The organism is Nonomuraea sp. SBT364 (assembly GCF_001083785.1).
Lineage (GTDB): Bacteria > Actinomycetota > Actinomycetes > Streptosporangiales > Streptosporangiaceae > Nonomuraea.
The window spans coordinates 1-16337 of record NZ_LAVL01000010.1 but is presented as its reverse complement, the minus strand read 5'-3'; the positions used below and the strand labels follow the sequence as shown (position 1 = coordinate 16337).

General features: G+C 71.2%; 17 protein-coding genes. 16 read left to right on the top strand and 1 reads right to left on the bottom strand.

Features of this window, described 5'->3' with window-relative positions:
* Positions 1-10: 10 nt before the first annotated feature.
* The 7 genes from ADY59_RS07315 to rfbD all read left to right on the top strand — a co-directional run bounded on the left by ADY59_RS07315 (position 11) and on the right by rfbD (position 6704).
* Positions 11-898 (top strand): DMT family transporter, encoded by an 888-nt coding sequence (locus tag ADY59_RS07315; RefSeq protein ID WP_049559305.1) that lies wholly within the window; start codon positions 11-13, stop codon positions 896-898.
* Between the two features lie 10 nt (positions 899-908).
* Positions 909-1532 carry a GntR family transcriptional regulator gene (locus ADY59_RS07310; protein ID WP_049559302.1) on the top strand — a complete coding sequence of 208 codons (624 nt, stop codon included), beginning with the start codon at positions 909-911 and terminating at the stop codon, positions 1530-1532.
* Positions 1533-1583: 51 nt separating this feature from the next.
* Entirely contained in the window at positions 1584-1934 is a 351-nt protein-coding gene (locus tag ADY59_RS07305; RefSeq protein ID WP_049559294.1) for a hypothetical protein, read from the top strand.
* A 256-nt stretch (positions 1935-2190) separates the two neighbouring features.
* The gene (locus ADY59_RS07300; RefSeq protein WP_049559293.1) at positions 2191-3645 is read left to right on the top strand and encodes a sugar transferase; all 1455 of its coding nucleotides are present in this window, start codon (positions 2191-2193) and stop codon (positions 3643-3645) included.
* 2 nt (positions 3646-3647) lie between these two features.
* On the top strand, positions 3648-4715 hold the full coding sequence (locus ADY59_RS07295; RefSeq protein ID WP_049559292.1) for a glucose-1-phosphate thymidylyltransferase: 1068 nt from the start codon (positions 3648-3650) through the stop codon (positions 4713-4715).
* A gap of 205 nt (positions 4716-4920) precedes the next feature.
* Positions 4921-5850 carry a dTDP-glucose 4,6-dehydratase gene (rfbB, locus tag ADY59_RS07290; RefSeq protein ID WP_049559291.1) on the top strand — a complete coding sequence of 310 codons (930 nt, stop codon included), beginning with the start codon at positions 4921-4923 and terminating at the stop codon, positions 5848-5850.
* Entirely contained in the window at positions 5847-6704 is an 858-nt protein-coding gene (rfbD, locus tag ADY59_RS07285) for a dTDP-4-dehydrorhamnose reductase (protein WP_049559512.1), read from the top strand. The genes rfbB and rfbD overlap by 4 nt, the downstream gene beginning before the upstream one ends.
* Here rfbD and ADY59_RS07280 read toward each other — a convergent pair.
* Positions 6686-7258, bottom strand: coding sequence for a dTDP-4-dehydrorhamnose 3,5-epimerase family protein (locus ADY59_RS07280; RefSeq protein WP_049559510.1), 573 nt, complete (start codon positions 7256-7258; stop codon positions 6686-6688). The two genes, rfbD and ADY59_RS07280, sit on opposite strands and share 19 nt — an antisense overlap.
* Before the next feature lie 62 nt (positions 7259-7320).
* On the opposite strand from ADY59_RS07280, the gene ADY59_RS07275 reads away from it, so the two are divergent.
* From ADY59_RS07275 to ADY59_RS07235, 9 genes are all read left to right on the top strand, one after another.
* Positions 7321-8523, top strand: a complete 1203-nt coding sequence (locus ADY59_RS07275; RefSeq protein ID WP_049559290.1) for a class I SAM-dependent methyltransferase — start codon at positions 7321-7323, stop codon at positions 8521-8523.
* The gene (locus ADY59_RS07270) at positions 8520-9299 is read left to right on the top strand and encodes a glucose-1-phosphate cytidylyltransferase (protein ID WP_049559289.1); all 780 of its coding nucleotides are present in this window, start codon (positions 8520-8522) and stop codon (positions 9297-9299) included. Before ADY59_RS07275 ends, ADY59_RS07270 begins: the two co-directional genes overlap by 4 nt.
* The gene (locus ADY59_RS07265; protein WP_049559288.1) at positions 9296-9946 is read left to right on the top strand and encodes a PIG-L deacetylase family protein; all 651 of its coding nucleotides are present in this window, start codon (positions 9296-9298) and stop codon (positions 9944-9946) included. The genes ADY59_RS07270 and ADY59_RS07265 overlap by 4 nt, the downstream gene beginning before the upstream one ends.
* 5 nt (positions 9947-9951) lie before the next feature.
* Positions 9952-10971 (top strand): NAD-dependent epimerase/dehydratase family protein, encoded by a 1020-nt coding sequence (locus tag ADY59_RS07260; protein WP_049559286.1) that lies wholly within the window; start codon positions 9952-9954, stop codon positions 10969-10971.
* An 11-nt stretch (positions 10972-10982) separates the two neighbouring features.
* Positions 10983-12239, top strand: coding sequence for a DUF4910 domain-containing protein (locus ADY59_RS07255; RefSeq protein WP_049559508.1), 1257 nt, complete (start codon positions 10983-10985; stop codon positions 12237-12239).
* Positions 12236-13195, top strand: a complete 960-nt coding sequence (locus ADY59_RS07250; RefSeq protein ID WP_049559284.1) for a hypothetical protein — start codon at positions 12236-12238, stop codon at positions 13193-13195. Before ADY59_RS07255 ends, ADY59_RS07250 begins: the two co-directional genes overlap by 4 nt.
* The gene (locus tag ADY59_RS07245) at positions 13192-14655 is read left to right on the top strand and encodes an oligosaccharide flippase family protein (protein WP_049559280.1); all 1464 of its coding nucleotides are present in this window, start codon (positions 13192-13194) and stop codon (positions 14653-14655) included. The genes ADY59_RS07250 and ADY59_RS07245 overlap by 4 nt, the downstream gene beginning before the upstream one ends.
* Complete coding sequence (locus ADY59_RS07240) at positions 14642-15526, top strand: glycosyltransferase family 2 protein (RefSeq protein WP_049559278.1); 885 nt, start codon at positions 14642-14644, stop codon at positions 15524-15526. The genes ADY59_RS07245 and ADY59_RS07240 overlap by 14 nt, the downstream gene beginning before the upstream one ends.
* Positions 15527-15654: 128 nt before the next feature.
* On the top strand, positions 15655-16337 hold a 683-nt coding region (locus tag ADY59_RS07235; protein WP_442937681.1), incomplete at its 3' end, for a hypothetical protein.

Below are 16337 nucleotides of genomic sequence, written 5' to 3'. Positions count from 1 at the left end.
CAATATCCGTATGAAGAACGGACCCCTCGCCGTCGTCGCCGCCGCCGTCCTGTGGGGCACGGCCGGCACGGCGGGCCTGCTCGTCTCGGCCGACTCCGTCGAGCTGGCCGCCGCCCGGCTCGTCATCGGCGGCGCCGCGCTGGCCCTGCTCGCCCGCACCGGGCTGCGGCAGGCGTTGCGGCCCGGCCTGCTGGTGGCCGCGGTCGCGGTCGCCGCCTACCAGCTCTGCTTCTTCGCCGCCGTCGGGCGCACGGGCGTGGCCATCGGCACGGTGGTCGCGATCGGCAGCGGACCGGTGTTCACCGGGTTGCTGTCCTGGCTGATGCACGGTCAGCGGCCCAGTGCGCGGTGGGCGGCGGCTACGGCGGCGGCGGTGGCCGGGTGCGTGGCGCTGATCGCCGGCGGCGGTGCGCAGGCCGGTGGCCAGGTGGTCTCCGGCGTACTGTTCGCCCTGCTCGGGGGCCTCCTCTACGCCTTCTACGCGGTCAGCGCCGCTCGCGCCATCGCCGGCGGCACCCCGTCGAACGCGGTGATGGGCGTCATGTTCGGCGGCGCCGCCGCGCTCATGCTGCCGGTCCTGCTCTGGCAGGGCGCCGGCTGGCTCGGCGAGCCGCTCGGCCTGCTCGCCGTCCTCTACCTCGGCCTGGGCACCACCGCCCTGTCCTACTTCCTGTACGGGCGCGGCCTGCGGACCACTCCGGTGGCCACGGCCGCCACGCTGGCCCTGGCCGAGCCGGCCGTCGCCGCGCTGCTGGGCCTGGTGGTGCTCGGCGAGCGGCTGGCCCCGGTGTCGATCGGCGGGCTCGTCCTGCTCGGCGTCAGCCTGGTGGCCGTGGCGCTGCCCGAGAGAACGGCGCGGGCGGACGTACCGGAGAAAGCGCCCGTGGGGGCGCGTTAGAGTCGCGGTCGTGACGTTGCCGATCAGACCCGTTTCCGCCGTCGGCGCGCTGGCCGACGCGCTGCGCCGCAGGGTGCTCTCCGGCGAGATCGAGCCGGGCACGCCGCTGCCCGAGCAGGAGATCGCCGCGACGTACGGCGTGGCCAGGCCGACGGTGCGGGAGGCGCTGGCCGTGCTGGTGCACGAGGGGCTGCTCAGGCGCGAGCGCAACCGCAGCGCCCAGGTCGCCGAGGTGACGATCGCGGACCTGGACGACCTGATGTTCGTCCGCAGGCCGCTGGAGGACCTGATGGCCACGGCCGTGGCCGGGCGGCGGGTGGCGGAGGCCGACGCGGCGCTGGCCAGGATGGCGGCGCTGCCCGCCGACGCGCCCTGGTCGGAGTCGGTCGCCGAGCACATGGCACTGCACGAGGCGCTGATCGAGGCGGTCGGCAGCCCCAGGCTGGAGCGGCTCTACGGGGCGCTGGCCGCCGAGACGAGGCTCGGGCTGGTACGGCTGCGGCGGGTGTACGAGGACCGCGACGTGCTGGTGCGCGAGCACCGCGAACTGCTCGACACCATCGCGGAAGGACCTGTGGAGGTCGCCAGGGCGGCCGTGGCGGCACACCTCAGCCATACGTGGGGTCATTCGTAAAGCCGCGCGAACCCTTGCGGGAGTGCCCCGTAACTCGCAAGAATCGCGGCCATGCACGGCGAACCAATGCCGGACTCCTATGTGTATGTCACCGAGGAGGGCGTGACCCGTCACTACGCGGACGGGAGCGTCGAGGCCCTCGCATGGGAGGACGTGGTGGAGGTCCGTGTGGTCACCGAGCCCGAGGCCGACGTCCTCTACATCCTGCTCGACCGCGACGGCGAGGGGTGCGTGGTGCCGCGTTCGGCCACGGACGCCACCTTTCTCGCGCGGCTCCGCTATCTCCCTGATTTCGACCTGGACCGGCTGACGACGGCATCCGATTCGGCGCATGACGGCGTTGTGGTCGTCTGGCGAAGCCCCGATCCGCCATCCGCATTGCCGGATCTTGAGTACGACTAGCGCGTCACCTGCCGGAATACCGGCGTAAACCTCACATTTCCCGTACCGGTGTGCACCACTTGTGGACCGTTCCGTCAAGCCCTGGTGCGGGCTGTCGGCCGTCCACTTGTGGCCAAAAGTCGATATTCCCCATTACAAGTTGGATCTTTACTCTTTAGTGGGGGCCGCCGCCCTTGATTGTGCATGGGGTCTTGTCAACCCATGAGGTTCAAGGAACGTCACGTTAACGCGGTGCACAAGAGTTCTGGGTGGTGCTATGAGGGTGGGGACTGAGGGGTCCGCTGTCGTGCTCCTCGAAGCCGTGCCACGCCATGCGTCCAGCATCTGGACGCGAGCGTATCTACGGCTTCTGTTATCGGGGGACACGACCTGCGCATTGCTGGCATGCGTCTGCGTGCTGAGCGTCCGGCTGCTCTACGGGGCCTACATTCCGACGGAGGAGTTCCTGCTGGGATTCGCCCTGGTGGCGGCCTGGCCGGCGGCGCTCATGATCGGCGGCGCGTATCGCCAGCGCGCGAACGGCGAGGGAACGGACGAGTTCAAGGCGGTGTTCAACGGCGGGGTGGGACTGATGGCCGCCGTCGCCATCGGCGCATATGCCACACAGACCGCGATCGCGCGGAGCTTCGTGATGGCGATGCTGCCTCTGGCGCTGCTTTCCACGCTGTACTTCAGATATCGGATGCGCAAACGCCTGCACCGCCGCCGTGCGGTCGGCGACTACATGCGCGAGGTCATCGCGGTCGGGCATCGGGAGTCGATCCTCGACCTGGTGATGCAGTTCCGCCGCCAGCCGTACCACGGGATGCGGGTCGTGGGGGCCTGCCTGCCGCGGGACCGGATGGACGCGGACCTGGACGGGATCCCGGTCCTGGGCGACTTCGCCGAGGTGGCGCAGGTCGTGGCGCACACCCGGGCCGACGCGGTGGCCGTGCTGGCCTGCCCGGAGCTCGACGGGTCGGCGCTGCGCCGGCTCGCGTGGAGCCTGGAGACCACGCGCACCGACCTGTTCGTGGCGCCCGCGCTCATGGACGTGGCGGGGCCGCGCATCAGCATCAGGCCGGTGGCCGGGATGCCGCTGCTGCACGTGGAGCATCCCGAGTTCGACGGCGCCCGGCAGTTCGTCAAGAGCGTGTTCGACCGCGTGGTGGCGGGGGCGGCGGTGCTGCTGCTGGCGCTGCCGTTGCTGGCGATCGCGCTGCTCATCCGGACCACCAGCAAGGGCCCGGCGCTGTTCCACCAGACAAGAGTGGGCAGGCGGGGCAAAGAGTTCCGGGTGGTGAAATTTCGAACCATGGTGGTCGATGCCGAGCGCCTCAAGGGCTCCTTGATCGAATCGAACGAGTTCGACGGGGTGCTCTTCAAGATTAGGAACGATCCAAGGATCACCCGCGTCGGAGCGTTCCTGCGCCGTTACTCGCTCGACGAACTCCCGCAGCTCCTCAACGTGGTCCGGGGCGAGATGTCGCTCGTCGGCCCCCGCCCGCCGCTGCCGGAGGAGGTCGCCCAGTACGGCACCGACGTGCGCCGCCGCCTGGTCGTCAAGCCGGGCATGACCGGGCTGTGGCAGGTCAGCGGCCGATCCGACCTGTCCTGGGAGGAGTCGGTCCGCCTCGACCTGCGATACGTGGAGAACTGGTCCCTCATCCTGGACCTGCAGATCCTCTGGAAGACCTGGTCCGTCGTCACCCGTGGAGAAGGGGCCTACTGACCGTGAAAGCACTCGTGCTCGCCGGAGGGTCGGGCACACGGCTCCGGCCCATCACCCACACCTCGGCCAAACAGCTCGTGCCCGTCGCGAACAAGCCCGTGCTGTTCTACGGGCTGGAGGCCATCGCGGCGGCCGGCATCCGCGAGCTCGGCCTGGTCGTGGGCGACACCCACGCGGAGATCGAGGCGGCGGTCGGCGACGGCTCCGCCTTCGGGCTGGAAGTCACCTACCTGCGCCAGGAGGCGCCGCTCGGGCTGGCCCATGGCGTGCTCATCGCCAGGGACTTCCTCGGCGACGACGACTTCGTCATGTACCTGGGCGACAACTTCGTCGTGGGAGGCATCAGCGACGTGGTGGACCGCTTCTCCCGGGAGCGGCCCGCCGCGCAGATCATGCTCACCCGGGTCGGCGACCCCCGGCAGTTCGGGGTCGCCGAGCTCGACGGGCGGGGCCGGGTCATCGCCCTTGAGGAGAAGCCGGCCCACCCGAAGAGCGACCTGGCGCTGGTCGGCGTCTACCTGTTCACCCCGGCCGTGCACGAGGCGGTGGCCGAGCTGAAGCCGTCCGGCCGGGGCGAGCTGGAGATCACCGACGCCATCCAGTGGCTGCTCGAAGCCGGGCTGCCCGTCGAGTCGTCGGTCATCACCGGCTACTGGAAGGACACCGGCAACGTCACCGACATGCTGGAGGTCAACCGGCTGGTGCTGGAATCGCTGGAGGCCGGGGTGCTCGGCTCGGTCGACGGCGCCAGCGAGCTGATCGGCCGGGTCCTGGTCGAACCGGGCGCGGTGGTCGAGCGCTCGCGGCTGGTCGGCCCGGCGATCATCGGGGCCGGCGCGGTCGTCCGCGACAGCTACGTCGGCCCGTTCACCTCGATCGGGGCCGGGTGCGCCATCACCCGCAGCGAGATCGAATACTCGATCGTGCTGCCCCGGGCGTCGATCGAGGGAGTGGGCCGGATCGAGTCGTCGCTCATCGGCCACGACGTCGAGGTCACCCCGGCTCCCAACACGCCCAGAGCTCACCGTCTCGTGCTGGGTGATCACAGCAAGGTGCAGATCTCCTCTTGACCAGGCGATCATCGACGCCGGCCGGGGGGTCCGGCAGCCTGGCCTGGGTGTCACCAGACCGTTCGAACGCCCGCAAGCAACCAGTGAAGGGAGACGCTGTGCCGCGAACTCCGCAGGGTCACCGCACCGCTCACGCCTTGACGGCCTTCCCACGCTCCCGATTCCTCCCCGGGACCGGAGTCCGGGGCCTTCTCGGGAGTCACCGATGAAGAGAATCCTGGTGACGGGCGGGGCGGGCTTCATCGGCTCGCACTTCGTCCACGGGCTGGCCGGCGCGGACGTGACCGTGCTGGACAAGCTCACCTACGCGGGCAACCGGGCCAACCTCGAAGGCGCGCCGCACACGTTCGTGCACGGCGACATCTGCGACGCGGCGCTGCTGGCCGAGGTGGTGCCCGGCCACGACCTGGTGGTCAACTTCGCCGCCGAGTCGCACGTGGACCGCTCGATCGACGGCGCCGCGGAGTTCGTGCGCACCAACGTGCTCGGCACCCAGACGCTGCTGCAGGCGTGCCTGGACGCCGGCGTGCCGAAGGTGGTGCAGGTGTCGACGGACGAGGTGTACGGGTCCATCGACATCGGCTCGTGGGACGAGTCCGCCCCGCTGCAGCCCAGGTCGCCGTACGCGGCCGCCAAGGCGGGCGGCGACCTCATCGCCCGCTCGTACGCGATCACGTACGGGCTGGACGTGTCGATCACCCGGTGCGGCAACAACTACGGCCCGAGGCAGTATCCGGAGAAGCTCATCCCGCTGTTCGTCACGAACCTGCTGCGCGGCCGCAAGGTCCCGCTCTACGGCGACGGCGGCAACGTACGCGACTGGATCCACGTCGAGGACCACTGCGCGGGCATCCGCCTGGTCGCCGAGGTCGGCAAACGCGGCGAGGTCTACCACATCGCGGGCACCGCCGAGCTGACCAACAAGGAGCTGACCGGCCGCCTGCTGGACGCGTGCGGCCACAGCTGGGCCATGGTCAAGCCCGTCCAGGACCGCAAGGGCCACGACCGCCGCTACTCGCTCGACGACCGCAAGCTGCGCGCGCTCGGATACGCGCCCGGCATCCCGTTCGAGCAGGGCCTGCGTGACACGGTGCGGTGGTACGCCGACAACCGTGACTGGTGGGCCGGGGCATGAGGTGGCTGATCACGGGCGGTGGCGGCATGCTGGCCGCCGACGTCCTCGACAGGATCGGGGTGACCGGCGAGCCGGTGCTCGCGCTCGGCCGGTCCGAGCTGGACCTGCGCGACCCCCGGGCGGTGCGCGACTTCGTCTCCGCCTACCGGCCCAGGGTGGTGGTCAACTGCGCCGCCTGGACCGCCGTGGACGAGGCGGAGACGCGCGAGGCCGAGGCGCTGGCGGTCAACGGCCACGCGGTGCGCACGCTGGCCGAGGTGTGCGAGCGCACGGGCGCGCGGCTGCTGCACCTGTCGACCGACTACGTCTTCGACGGCGCCGGCGCGCTGCCGTACCGGGAGGACGCGCCCACGGCGCCGCTCAACGCCTACGGCCGCACCAAGCTCGCCGGTGAGCGGGCGGCGCTGGAGCACGGCCACTACGTGGTGCGCACCGCGTGGCTGTACGGCGCGGCCGGGCGCAACTTCGTCCGCACGATGATCGAGCTGGCCGGGAGCCGCCCGTTCGTGGACGTGGTCGCCGACCAGCGCGGCCAGCCCACCTGGTCGGCCGATCTGGCCGACTTCCTGGTCAGGCTGGCGCAGTCGGACCTGCCGCCGGGCATCTACCACGGCACCAGCTCGGGCGATACCACCTGGCACGGCCTGGCCACGGAGATCTTCACACTGCTCGGCGCGGACCCGGGCCGGGTGCGCCCGGTGCCCGCCACGGCCTTCCCCCGCCCCGCGGCGCGGCCCGCCTACAGCGTGCTGGCCGGCACCCGGTGCGAGCCGATGCGGCACTGGCGGGAGGCGTTGCACGCCGCCTGGCCGGTGCTGGCGGGGAAGGCGGGCCGTCAGTGCGTCGTCGCGTAGAACCGCCGGCACGCCTCGAAGTCGGGGAGCGTCCCCGCGGCCAGCGCCTCCTTGAGCGTGGGCGCGGCCGCGTCCTTCTCCGACAGCAGCGGCTCCAGGCTCCACGTGACGGCCAGGTCCGCGTCGAGCGGGTGCACGCCGTGCTCGCGGCCCGGATTGTACGGCTGGGAGCACAGGTAGACGACCGTGGCCTGCTCGCTCACGGCCTGGAAGGCGTGGCCGAGCCCCTCGGCGATGAGCACCGCCCGGCGCTCCCGGTCGTCCAGCGTCACCGCCTCCCACCGGCCGAACGTCGGCGAGCCGGTGCGCAGGTCCACCACCACGTCCATGATGCTGCCCTGCACGCACATGACGTACTTGGCCTGGCTCGGCGGGACGTCGGCGAAGTGCACGCCGCGCAGCACCCCCCGGGCGGATACCGAGCAGTTCACCTGGGCCACGTCGAACGAGCGCGGCAGGTCGGCGGCCCGGAACGCCTCCAGGAACGCGCCACGCGGGTCGGTGTGGACGCGGGGCGTGTGACACCAGGCGCCGTCGATGCCGAGGGGATCCATGACGCGCACAGTAACGAGTGCGCCTGTCCGAGCGAAATATCCGACGGCCTTGGAGCGTGCGAATGATTGTTTGCCGGTTATGCGGATCGGGCGACCTCACCTCGGTGGTCGACCTGGGTGCCACGCCGCCCTGCGAGCGGTTTCTCACCGCCGCGCAGCTCGACGAGCCCGAGGTCACCTACCCGTTGCACCTGCGTGTGTGCACGGCGTGCTGGCTGGCGCAGATCCCGCCGCTGATCACCCCTGAGGAAACGTTCACCGATTACGCCTACTTCTCCTCCTACTCGACGTCGTGGGTGGAACACGCCCGCTCGTTCGTGGCCGGGCTGGACCTGAAGCCGGACGCGTTCGTGGTGGAGGTGGCCAGCAACGACGGCTACCTGCTGCGGCACGTGGTCGACCGGGGTGTGCGCTGCCTGGGGGTGGAGCCGTCGGTGAACGTGGGCGAGGCGGCCAGGAAGCGCGGGGTGCCGACGGTCACCGCCTTCCTGACCCCGGAGAGCGCCCGGCAGGTCGTGGCCGAGCACGGCAGGGCTGACTACGTGGTGGCCAACAACGTCTACGCGCACATCCCCGACGTGATCGGTTTCACCGAGGGGCTGCGCACGCTGGTGGCCGACGACGGCTGGGTGTCGATCGAGGTGCAGCACCTGCTCACGCTCATCGAGGGCAACCAGTACGACACGATCTACCACGAGCACTTCCAGTACTACACGGTCGCCTCGGCGCAGCGGGCGCTGGCCTCCGGCGGGCTCACGCTGGTGGACGTGGAGCTGCTGCCGACGCACGGCGGCTCGATCCGGCTGTGGGCCAGGCCGTCGGGGGAGCCCGGCCCGCGCGTGGCGGACGTGCTGGCGCTGGAGAAGGCGGCCGGGCTGCACGAGCTCTCCGGCTACGTCGACTTCGCGGCCCGGGTCGCCAAGGTCCGGCGCGACCTGCTGGGCTTCCTGGTGGGCGCGGCCGAGGCCGGCAAGACCGTGGTCGGCTACGGCGCGCCGGGCAAGGGCAACACGCTGCTCAACCACTGCGGCGTCCGGCCCGACCTGCTCGCCTACACGGTGGACCGCAACCCGTACAAGCACGGCAGGTTCACGCCGGGGGCCCGCGTGCCCGTCCTCGATCCGGCGCGGATCGCCGCGGACCGGCCCGACTACGTGCTCGTCCTGCCCTGGAACCTGCGCGAGGAACTGGCCGGGCAGCTCTCCTATGTCCACGAGTGGGGCGGCCGGCTGGTCTTCCCCATCCCTTCCCTGGAGGTCGTGTGAAAGTCGTCCTCTTCTGCGGCGGGTACGGCACGCGGATGCGCAGCGGCGCTCCCGGGGACGCGCCCAAGCCGATGCAGCTCGTCGGCCCCAGACCGCTGATCTGGCATGTGATGCGCTACTACGCGCACTTCGGGCACAAGGAGTTCGTGCTCTGCCTCGGCTACGGCGCCGACCAGATCAAGGACTTCTTCCTGCGTTACGAGGAGACGGCCTCCAACGACTTCGTGCTGCGCGGCGGCAAGGTGGAGTTGCTGGCCAGCGACATCTCCGACTGGACGATCTCGTTCGTGCACACCGGCATCGAGTCGTCGATCGGCGAGCGGCTGCGCCGGGTCCGCGAGCATCTGGCCGGCGACGAGGTCTTCCTGGCCAACTACGCCGACGTGCTCAGCGACGCGCCGCTGCCCGAGATGATCGACCGGTTCACCCGCTCCGACGCGGGCGCCTCGCTGATGGTGGTGCCGCCGCCCGGCACCTTCCACTGCGTCGAGGTCGCCGAGGGCGGGATGGTCGGGCAGATCACCGCCGTCACGGAGATGCCGCTCTGGGTGAACGGCGGCTACTTCGTGCTGCGCCAGGAGATCTTCGACCACATCCCGGAGGGCGGCGACCTGCTCGTCGACGGCTGCCGGGAGCTGGCCAAACGCGGCAGGCTGCTGGCCTACCCGTACCGCGGCTACTGGCGGCCCACCGACACCGTCAACCAGCGGCTGGAGCTGGACCGCGCCTACGCCCGCGGCGAGCGCCCCTGGGCCCTGTGGGAGCCCGCGGCATGATCGATCTCCTGCCCGGCAGCCTGCGCAGGATCGCCGCCGTCGCCGCGCACTGCGACGACCTGGCGATCGGCGCCGGGGGCACGCTGCTGGCCATGTGCACGGCCAACCCCGGGATCAGGGTGGACGCCCTCATCCTGTCGGGTGGTGGCACCGAACGGGAGCGTGAGGAGCGGGCCGCGCTGGCCGCCTTCTGCCCCGGTGCCGACCTGCGGATCACCGTGGGCAAACTGCCCGACGGCCGGCTGCCCGCGCACTGGGAGGAGGCCAAGCGCGCGGTGGAGGAGCTGCGCCTGCGCACGGTGCCCGACCTGATCCTGGCCCCGCAGGCGGGCGACGCCCACCAGGACCACCGGGGCCTGGCCGAGCTGGTGCCGACGGCCTTCCGTGACCACCTCACGCTCGGCTACGAGATCGTCAAATGGGACGGCGACCTCGGTCGCCCCAACGCCTACCAGCCGCTTGAGCTGGCGCTCGCCGAGCGCAAGGTCGCGCTGCTGTGGGAGCACTACCCCTCCCAGCGCCGCCGCCACTGGTTCGACAGGGAGGCCTTCCTCGGACTCGCCCGGGTCCGCGGCATCGAATGCCACGCACGTTATGCCGAGGCCTTCTACGTGCGCAAACTCACCCTCGACCTCGCAGGAGGCTGATCGACATGCGCGTTCTGCTCACCGGGCACCAGGGCTACCTGGGCACCGTGATGGCGCCGGTGCTCGCCAGAGCCGGGCACGAGGTGGTCGGCCTGGATTCCGGGCTGTTCGCCGACTGCGTCCTCGGGCCGCTGCCCGACGACCCGCCCGGTCACCGGGTGGACCTGCGCGACGTCACCGAGGCCCATCTCGCGGGCATCGACGCGGTGGTCCACCTGGGCGCCCTGTCGAACGACCCGCTCGGCGCGCTCGCTCCCGAGCTCACCTACGACATCAACCACCACGCCTCCGTGCGTCTGGCCAGGCTGGCGCGGGAGGCGGGCGTGCGCCGCTTCCTGTACGCCTCCACGTGCTCGGTGTACGGCGCGTCCGGCGGCGACGAGCTGCTGGACGAGGAGGCGCCGCTGCGTCCGGTGACCCCGTACGCGGAGTCGAAGGTGCGCGTGGAGGACGAGCTGGACGAGCTGGCCGACGGCGACTTCTCGCCGGTGTACCTGCGCAACGCCACCGCGTTCGGGTTCTCGCCGCGGCTGCGGGCCGACATCGTGCTCAACAACCTGGTCGGCCACGCGCACCTGACCGGGAAGGTGCTGGTGCTGTCGGACGGCACGCCGTGGCGGCCGCTGGTGCACGCCGCCGACATCGCCGACGCGTTCGCCGCCGTGCTGGCCGCGCCGCGCGAGGCGGTGCACGGCCGGGCGTTCAACGTGGGCGGCGAGCAGAACAACCTGACCGTCGCCGAGATCGCCGCGCACGTGGTCGAGGCGGTGCCCGGCTCCGAGCTGGTGATCACCGGTGAGAACGGGGCGGACCCGCGCTCGTACCGGGTGGACTTCTCCCGCATCGAGGCCGCGCTGCCGGGCTACCACGCCCGCTGGACGGTCAAGGCGGGCGCGGTCGAGCTGGAGGACGCCTACCGCGACCACGGGCTGACCGAGCACGACTTCCGGCATCGCTTCACCCGGCTGGCCCGGCTGGCCGACCGCCGCGAGGCCGGTACGGTCTCGCCGGAGCTCAGGACGTGACCGGGGAGGACATGCATGCCCTGGTGGAGCGGCTCTTCCCGGTGTGCCGCTCCATCACGGGCGACGGAGTGCGGCGCACGCTGGAGATCGTCGGCGAGCGGCTGCCGCTGACCGTCCACGAGGTGCCGACCGGGACCCAGGTGCTCGACTGGACGGTGCCCAGGGAGTGGAACATCCGCGACGCCTGGATCAAGAACCCGGCGGGGGACCGGGTCGTCGACTTCCGGCGCTCCAACCTGCACGTGGTGGGCTACAGCGCGCCGGTGTCGGCCACGATGACGCTCGCCGAGCTGCGCCCGCACCTGCACACGCTGCCCGGCCAGCCGGACCTGGTGCCGTACCGGACCAGCTACTACGCCGAGACGTGGGGGTTCTGCCTGGCGCAGCGGGTGCTCGACGGCCTGGGGGAGGGGCCGTACGAGGTCGTGATCGACTCGACGCTGGCCGACGGCGCCCTCACCTACGCCGAGCACGTGGTGCCGGGGCGCAGCGACAAGGAGGTGCTCATCTCCTGTCACGTGTGCCATCCGTCGCTGGCCAACGACAACCTGGCCGGGATCGCGGTCGCCACCGCGCTCGCGGCCCGGCTGGAGCGGCCCCGGCTGACCTACCGGTTCCTGTTCGCGCCGGGCACGATCGGGGCCATCACCTGGCTGGCGCGCAACCGTGACCGGACGGGCCGGATCAAGGCCGGGCTCACGCTCGCCTGCGCCGGCGACCGCGGCGCGCTCACGTACAAGCGCAGCAGACGCGGGGACGCCGGGATCGACCGGGTGATGGCGCACGTCCTGCGCGGCAGACCGCACACGATCGTGGACTTCTCGCCGTACGGGTACGACGAGCGGCAGTTCTGCTCGCCGGGCTTCGACCTGCCGGTCGGCAGCCTGACCAGGACTCCGTACGCCGGCTACCCGGAGTACCACACCTCGGCCGACGACCCGGGCTTCGTCACCCCCGAAGCCATGGCCGACACCCTCGAAACCCTGTGGCAGGCCGTACAGGTGCTGGAACGCGACGGCCGCTACGAGAACCTGAGCCCCTACGGCGAGCCGCAACTCGGCAGGCGCGGGCTCTACGGATCTCTCGGGGGCCGGAGTGACACGAAACAAGCCCAGCTGGCGATGTTATGGGTGTTGAACCAGTCAGACGGCGGCCACAGCCTGCTGGACGTCGCGGAAAGGTCGGGTTTGCCCTTCCAGGCGGTCGCCGAGGCGGCCGACGCGCTGGAAGGTGCCGGGTTGTTGAAGCGGGTGGGGGAAAGCGGATGAACCTCCGAGTGGGGGACCTCGTCGAGGTGCGCGGTCAGGCGGAGATCCTGGCCACGCTCGACGAGCGGGGCGAGCTGGAAAGCCTGCCGTTCATGCCGGAGATGCTGCGCTTCTGCGGGCAGCGGATGACCGTGCACAAGGTCGCGCACAAGCTCTGCGACACGATCAGCCGCAGCGGCATGCGGCGCATGGAACGCGCCGTGCACCTGAAGGCGGCCCGATGCGACGGCGGCGAGCACGGCGGCTGTCAGACGGCCTGCTCGCTCTACTGGAAGGAGGCCTGGCTGCGGAAGGTCGATCCGGAGGAGCCGCATCCGATCGCCGAGCCGTCGCCCGAGCTGCTGCCGCTGCTGCGGATCAACACCCGCAAGGGCGGCGGCGACACCTACTCCTGCCAGGCCACCGAGCTGCTCCGGGCGGCGCCGTCCTGCCTGCCCTTCCGCGACGTCGGCCAGTACGTCACCGACGTGCGCAGCGGCAACGCCGGCGCGCCGCAGGTGGTGCGCACGTTCCTGGTCGGGCTGTTCAACCGCGTGCAGGAGTTCAGCAAGAAGATCCTGCCCAGGCGGCTGTGGTTCAGGGGCGGGCTGCGCTGGGGCTTCGTCGAGGGCCGGGCGGGCGCCACCACGCCGACCGTCAAGCTCGATCTCAAACCCGGCGAGCTGGTGCGGATCAAGACCAAGGACGAGATCCTCGGCACGCTCAACGACGACCTGCTCAACCGCGGGCTGGGCTTCGAGGAGGAGATGGCCCGCTACTGCGGCCGGACGGCGCGGGTGCGGGCCAGGGTCGAGCGTTGTCTCGACGAGAAGACCGGGGAGCTTCTGATCATGAAGACTCCCAGCATCATCCTGGACGACCTGGTGTGTGAGGGCGTCTACAACGCCAACTGCCCCCGCGAGTTCGTGCCGTTCTGGCGGGAGATCTGGCTGGAAAGGGTCGAGGACGGTTCGTGAGCGAAGACGTGGGCGGCGGCGCGGCCGAGATCGGCAGGAAAGCTGGGCGCGGACTGCGCTGGAGCCTGCTCGGCAACCTGGTCATGAAGGCGGGCTCGTTCGTCATGAGCCTGGTGCTGGCCAGGCTGCTGCTGCCCGAGGACTTCGGCGTGTTCGCCATCGCGCTCGCCGTCAGTCAGTTCGTCATCTTCATCAACGACGCCGGGGTCATCTCCGCCGTCGTGCAGTGGCGCGGCAAGCTGGAGGAGGTCGCCCCCACCGCGACGGTGGTCGCGCTCGCCTCCAGCATCATCCTTTACGCGGTCTTCTTCCTGATCGCGCCGTTCTACGCGAAGCTCGCCGGGAGCGAGGACGCCATCTGGGTGATCCGCATCCTGATGGCCACCAACCTCGTCTACGGGCTCACCGCCGTCCGCAGCGCCGCGCTGATGCGCCGGTTCGAGCAGGACAAGCTGGCCTGGGCCAACCTGGCCGGGTTCGCCGCCAACGCGTCGGTCTCCATCACCCTGGCGGCCAACGGCGCCGGCGCTTACAGCTTCGCCTGGGGGCAGCTCAGCGGGGCCACGGTCACCGGCGTGCTGGTGCTCGTGCTGGCCCGGGTGCGCTTCACCCTCGGGTTCGACCGGGCGATCGCCGGGCGGCTGCTGAAGTTCGGGCTGCCGCTCTGCGTCGGGCTCGGCATCGAGGGGCTGCTGCTCAACGTCGACGCGGTCATCGTCGGCGACGTGCTCGGGCCGTACCTGCTCGGGTTCTACCTGCTCGCGTTCAACATCTCCAGCTGGGTGCCGGGGCTGGTCGGCACCGCCATCCGCTACGTGGCGCTGCCGAGCTTCTCGCGGCTGGCCGAGGAGGGGCGCGAGTCGATGGAGGCCGGCGTGCGGCAGGCGGTCCCGCTGCTGGGCTCGATCGTGCTGCCCATCGCGGTGCTCATGGGCACGCTCGCCCCCGCGCTGGTGGAGTTCCTGTACGAGCCGCGCTGGCTGCCCGCCGCCGACGTGCTGCGGTTCCTGGCCGTGGTCATGGCCGTGCGCATGCTGACGCTGCTGATCACCGACATCCTGGCCGGGCTCGGCGCCACCCGGTCGATGATGTGGGTCAACCTCGGCTGGGCGCTGGCGCTGGTGCCCGCGCTGCTGATCGGCGCCCGCGCCGGCGGCATCCAGGGCGCCGCCGTCGCGCACGCCGTCATCGCCGTGACGGTGGCGCTGCCGCTGCTCGGCGTCACCCTGCGGCGCTCCCGCGTGCCGCTGCGGCTGGTCGTGTACGGGCTGGCCAGGCCGATGCTGGGCGCGGCCGTCGCGGCGGCCGTCATGATCGGGCTGTCGCTGGTAGTCGAGGGGGCGTTCCTGCAGCTCTGCGTGGCGGGAGGCGCGGGCGTGCTGGCGTTCGTGCTCGTCGCCGTGCCGCGGGCCGTACTCGTGCAACTGGTGCGTCAAAGGAGGGCACATGCCGAGCTCTGAGCTGGTCTCGATCGCGCTGCCGGTGCGCAACGGGGCCGACCGCCTGGAAGGCGTCGTCAGGTCCGTGCTCGCGCAGGACCATCCCGACGTGGAGCTGGTCATCTCCGACAACGCCTCCACGGACCGCACCGAGGAGCTGTGCCGCGATCTTGCGGCCGGCGACCCGCGTGTCGTCTACCACCGGCACCCGGAGAACGTCGGGCTGCTCAACAACTTCATCCACGCCGCCCGGATCTCCCGGGGCGCGTTCGTGCGCTGGATCGGCGACGACGACCGGCTCGACCCGGCGTGCGTCTCGCGCGGGCTGGCCGAGTTCGCCAAGGACGAGCGGACCATCCTGGTCACCACCCAGGTCGCCTACACGGGGCCCGACGGCGTCGTCAGGACCGCCGCTTACGACGGCACCGCGCTGGCCTCCGGCGACCCCGTGGAACGATTCACCGAGATGCTGCGGCTGCTCAACGAGAGCCATCTGATCATCGACCCGCTCTACGGCATGCTCCGGCGCGAGCCGGCGACCGGCATCCCCCGGCGCAACATGCTGCGCGAGGACGAGGTGTTCGCCGCCAAGCTGGCGCTCGCCGGGCCGTGGGCGCACGTCAACGAGGTGCTCGCGCACCGCAACTGGCGCCAGGAGCGCATCTCCGGCGTGGCCCGGCGGCTCGACGTGCCCGCGTGGCAGTCGCGGCTGGCCAACACGCTCCAGTGCCGCGAGCTGCTGGCCTGGGTGCGCGGACCGGCCTGCGCCGGCCTCACCGCCGGCCAGCGCCGGCGGGCCCGCGCGGCGGTGCTCAAGATGTACGTGAGACGACAGCGGCGCACTGTGGCGCATCGCAGCCGGAAACTGCTGGCCATGGCGCGTCTGGTGTAACGCGGCAGATGAACAGCGCGATTTCCTCTTTGTATCGAAAAATCTGACGGGGGCGGGAAATAGTGGGCTTCTGGACGACCATCTTTGGTCTGGCCCGGAAGAAGTTCGTTGGGCCGCCCATCGCGGTGGTGGCGATCATCCTGGCCCTGGCCGGGTACTTCCTCATGCCGAGCAGGTACGTCTCGACCGCGTCCATGGTGCTCACCGTGCCCGCGACCGGAGGCACCCTGGAGACCGAGCCCCGGCAGAAGCCGGGCCTGACCAACCCGCTGCTGCAGTTCAACGACGCGCTGCGGACCACGGCCGGCATCCTCATCCTGGCCACCAACACGCCCGAGGTCGCCGCCGAGATCGGCGTCACCGAGGACGGGCCCACGGCCGTGACCATCAACGACGGGCGCACCAACCCCGACCTGCTCGGCATCAGCACCAACGGGCCGTTCGTGTACGTCGAGGTGGAGAGCACCTCGCCGGCGGTCGTCCGCGACGTCATGCGCAAGGCGCAGCAGCGGGTGCGGCTGGAGCTGGCCAAGCGTCAGGTGGACCTCGAAGCGCCGGTCAGCACGCACATCGGCATCCTCGACGTGATGCCCGCCTCCAGCCCCAAGCCCGTCATCACCGACGGGCTCATGATGGCGGCGGGCGGCGGGCTGCTCGGCGTGGTGGCCGGCTTCGGCATCGCCTACGCCATCCCGCGCCTGCGCCCCTCCCGGCCCGAGCCGGCGCCTGCCCCGCGCGCCGTGGCCGCCGAGGAGAGCAACGGAGCCGCCCCCGAGCCGCCGGCCCGCGTCGGCTCCGCACCGCATCCCCC

Coding starts and splice junctions, on each gene's coding strand:
- ADY59_RS07260 (WP_049559286.1), top strand. CDS start 9,952: ATGCGCGTTCTGCTCACCGGGCACCAGGGCTACCTGGGCACCGTGATG.
- ADY59_RS07240 (WP_049559278.1), top strand. CDS start 14,642: ATGCCGAGCTCTGAGCTGGTCTCGATCGCGCTGCCGGTGCGCAACGGG.
- ADY59_RS07255 (WP_049559508.1), top strand. CDS start 10,983: ATGCATGCCCTGGTGGAGCGGCTCTTCCCGGTGTGCCGCTCCATCACG.
- rfbD (WP_049559512.1), top strand. CDS start 5,847: ATGAGGTGGCTGATCACGGGCGGTGGCGGCATGCTGGCCGCCGACGTC.
- ADY59_RS07280 (WP_049559510.1), bottom strand. CDS start 7,258: ATGGATCCCCTCGGCATCGACGGCGCCTGGTGTCACACGCCCCGCGTC.
- ADY59_RS07315 (WP_049559305.1), top strand. CDS start 11: ATGAAGAACGGACCCCTCGCCGTCGTCGCCGCCGCCGTCCTGTGGGGC.
- ADY59_RS07265 (WP_049559288.1), top strand. CDS start 9,296: ATGATCGATCTCCTGCCCGGCAGCCTGCGCAGGATCGCCGCCGTCGCC.
- ADY59_RS07275 (WP_049559290.1), top strand. CDS start 7,321: ATGATTGTTTGCCGGTTATGCGGATCGGGCGACCTCACCTCGGTGGTC.
- ADY59_RS07250 (WP_049559284.1), top strand. CDS start 12,236: ATGAACCTCCGAGTGGGGGACCTCGTCGAGGTGCGCGGTCAGGCGGAG.
- ADY59_RS07305 (WP_049559294.1), top strand. CDS start 1,584: ATGCACGGCGAACCAATGCCGGACTCCTATGTGTATGTCACCGAGGAG.
- ADY59_RS07300 (WP_049559293.1), top strand. CDS start 2,191: ATGAGGGTGGGGACTGAGGGGTCCGCTGTCGTGCTCCTCGAAGCCGTG.
- rfbB (WP_049559291.1), top strand. CDS start 4,921: ATGAAGAGAATCCTGGTGACGGGCGGGGCGGGCTTCATCGGCTCGCAC.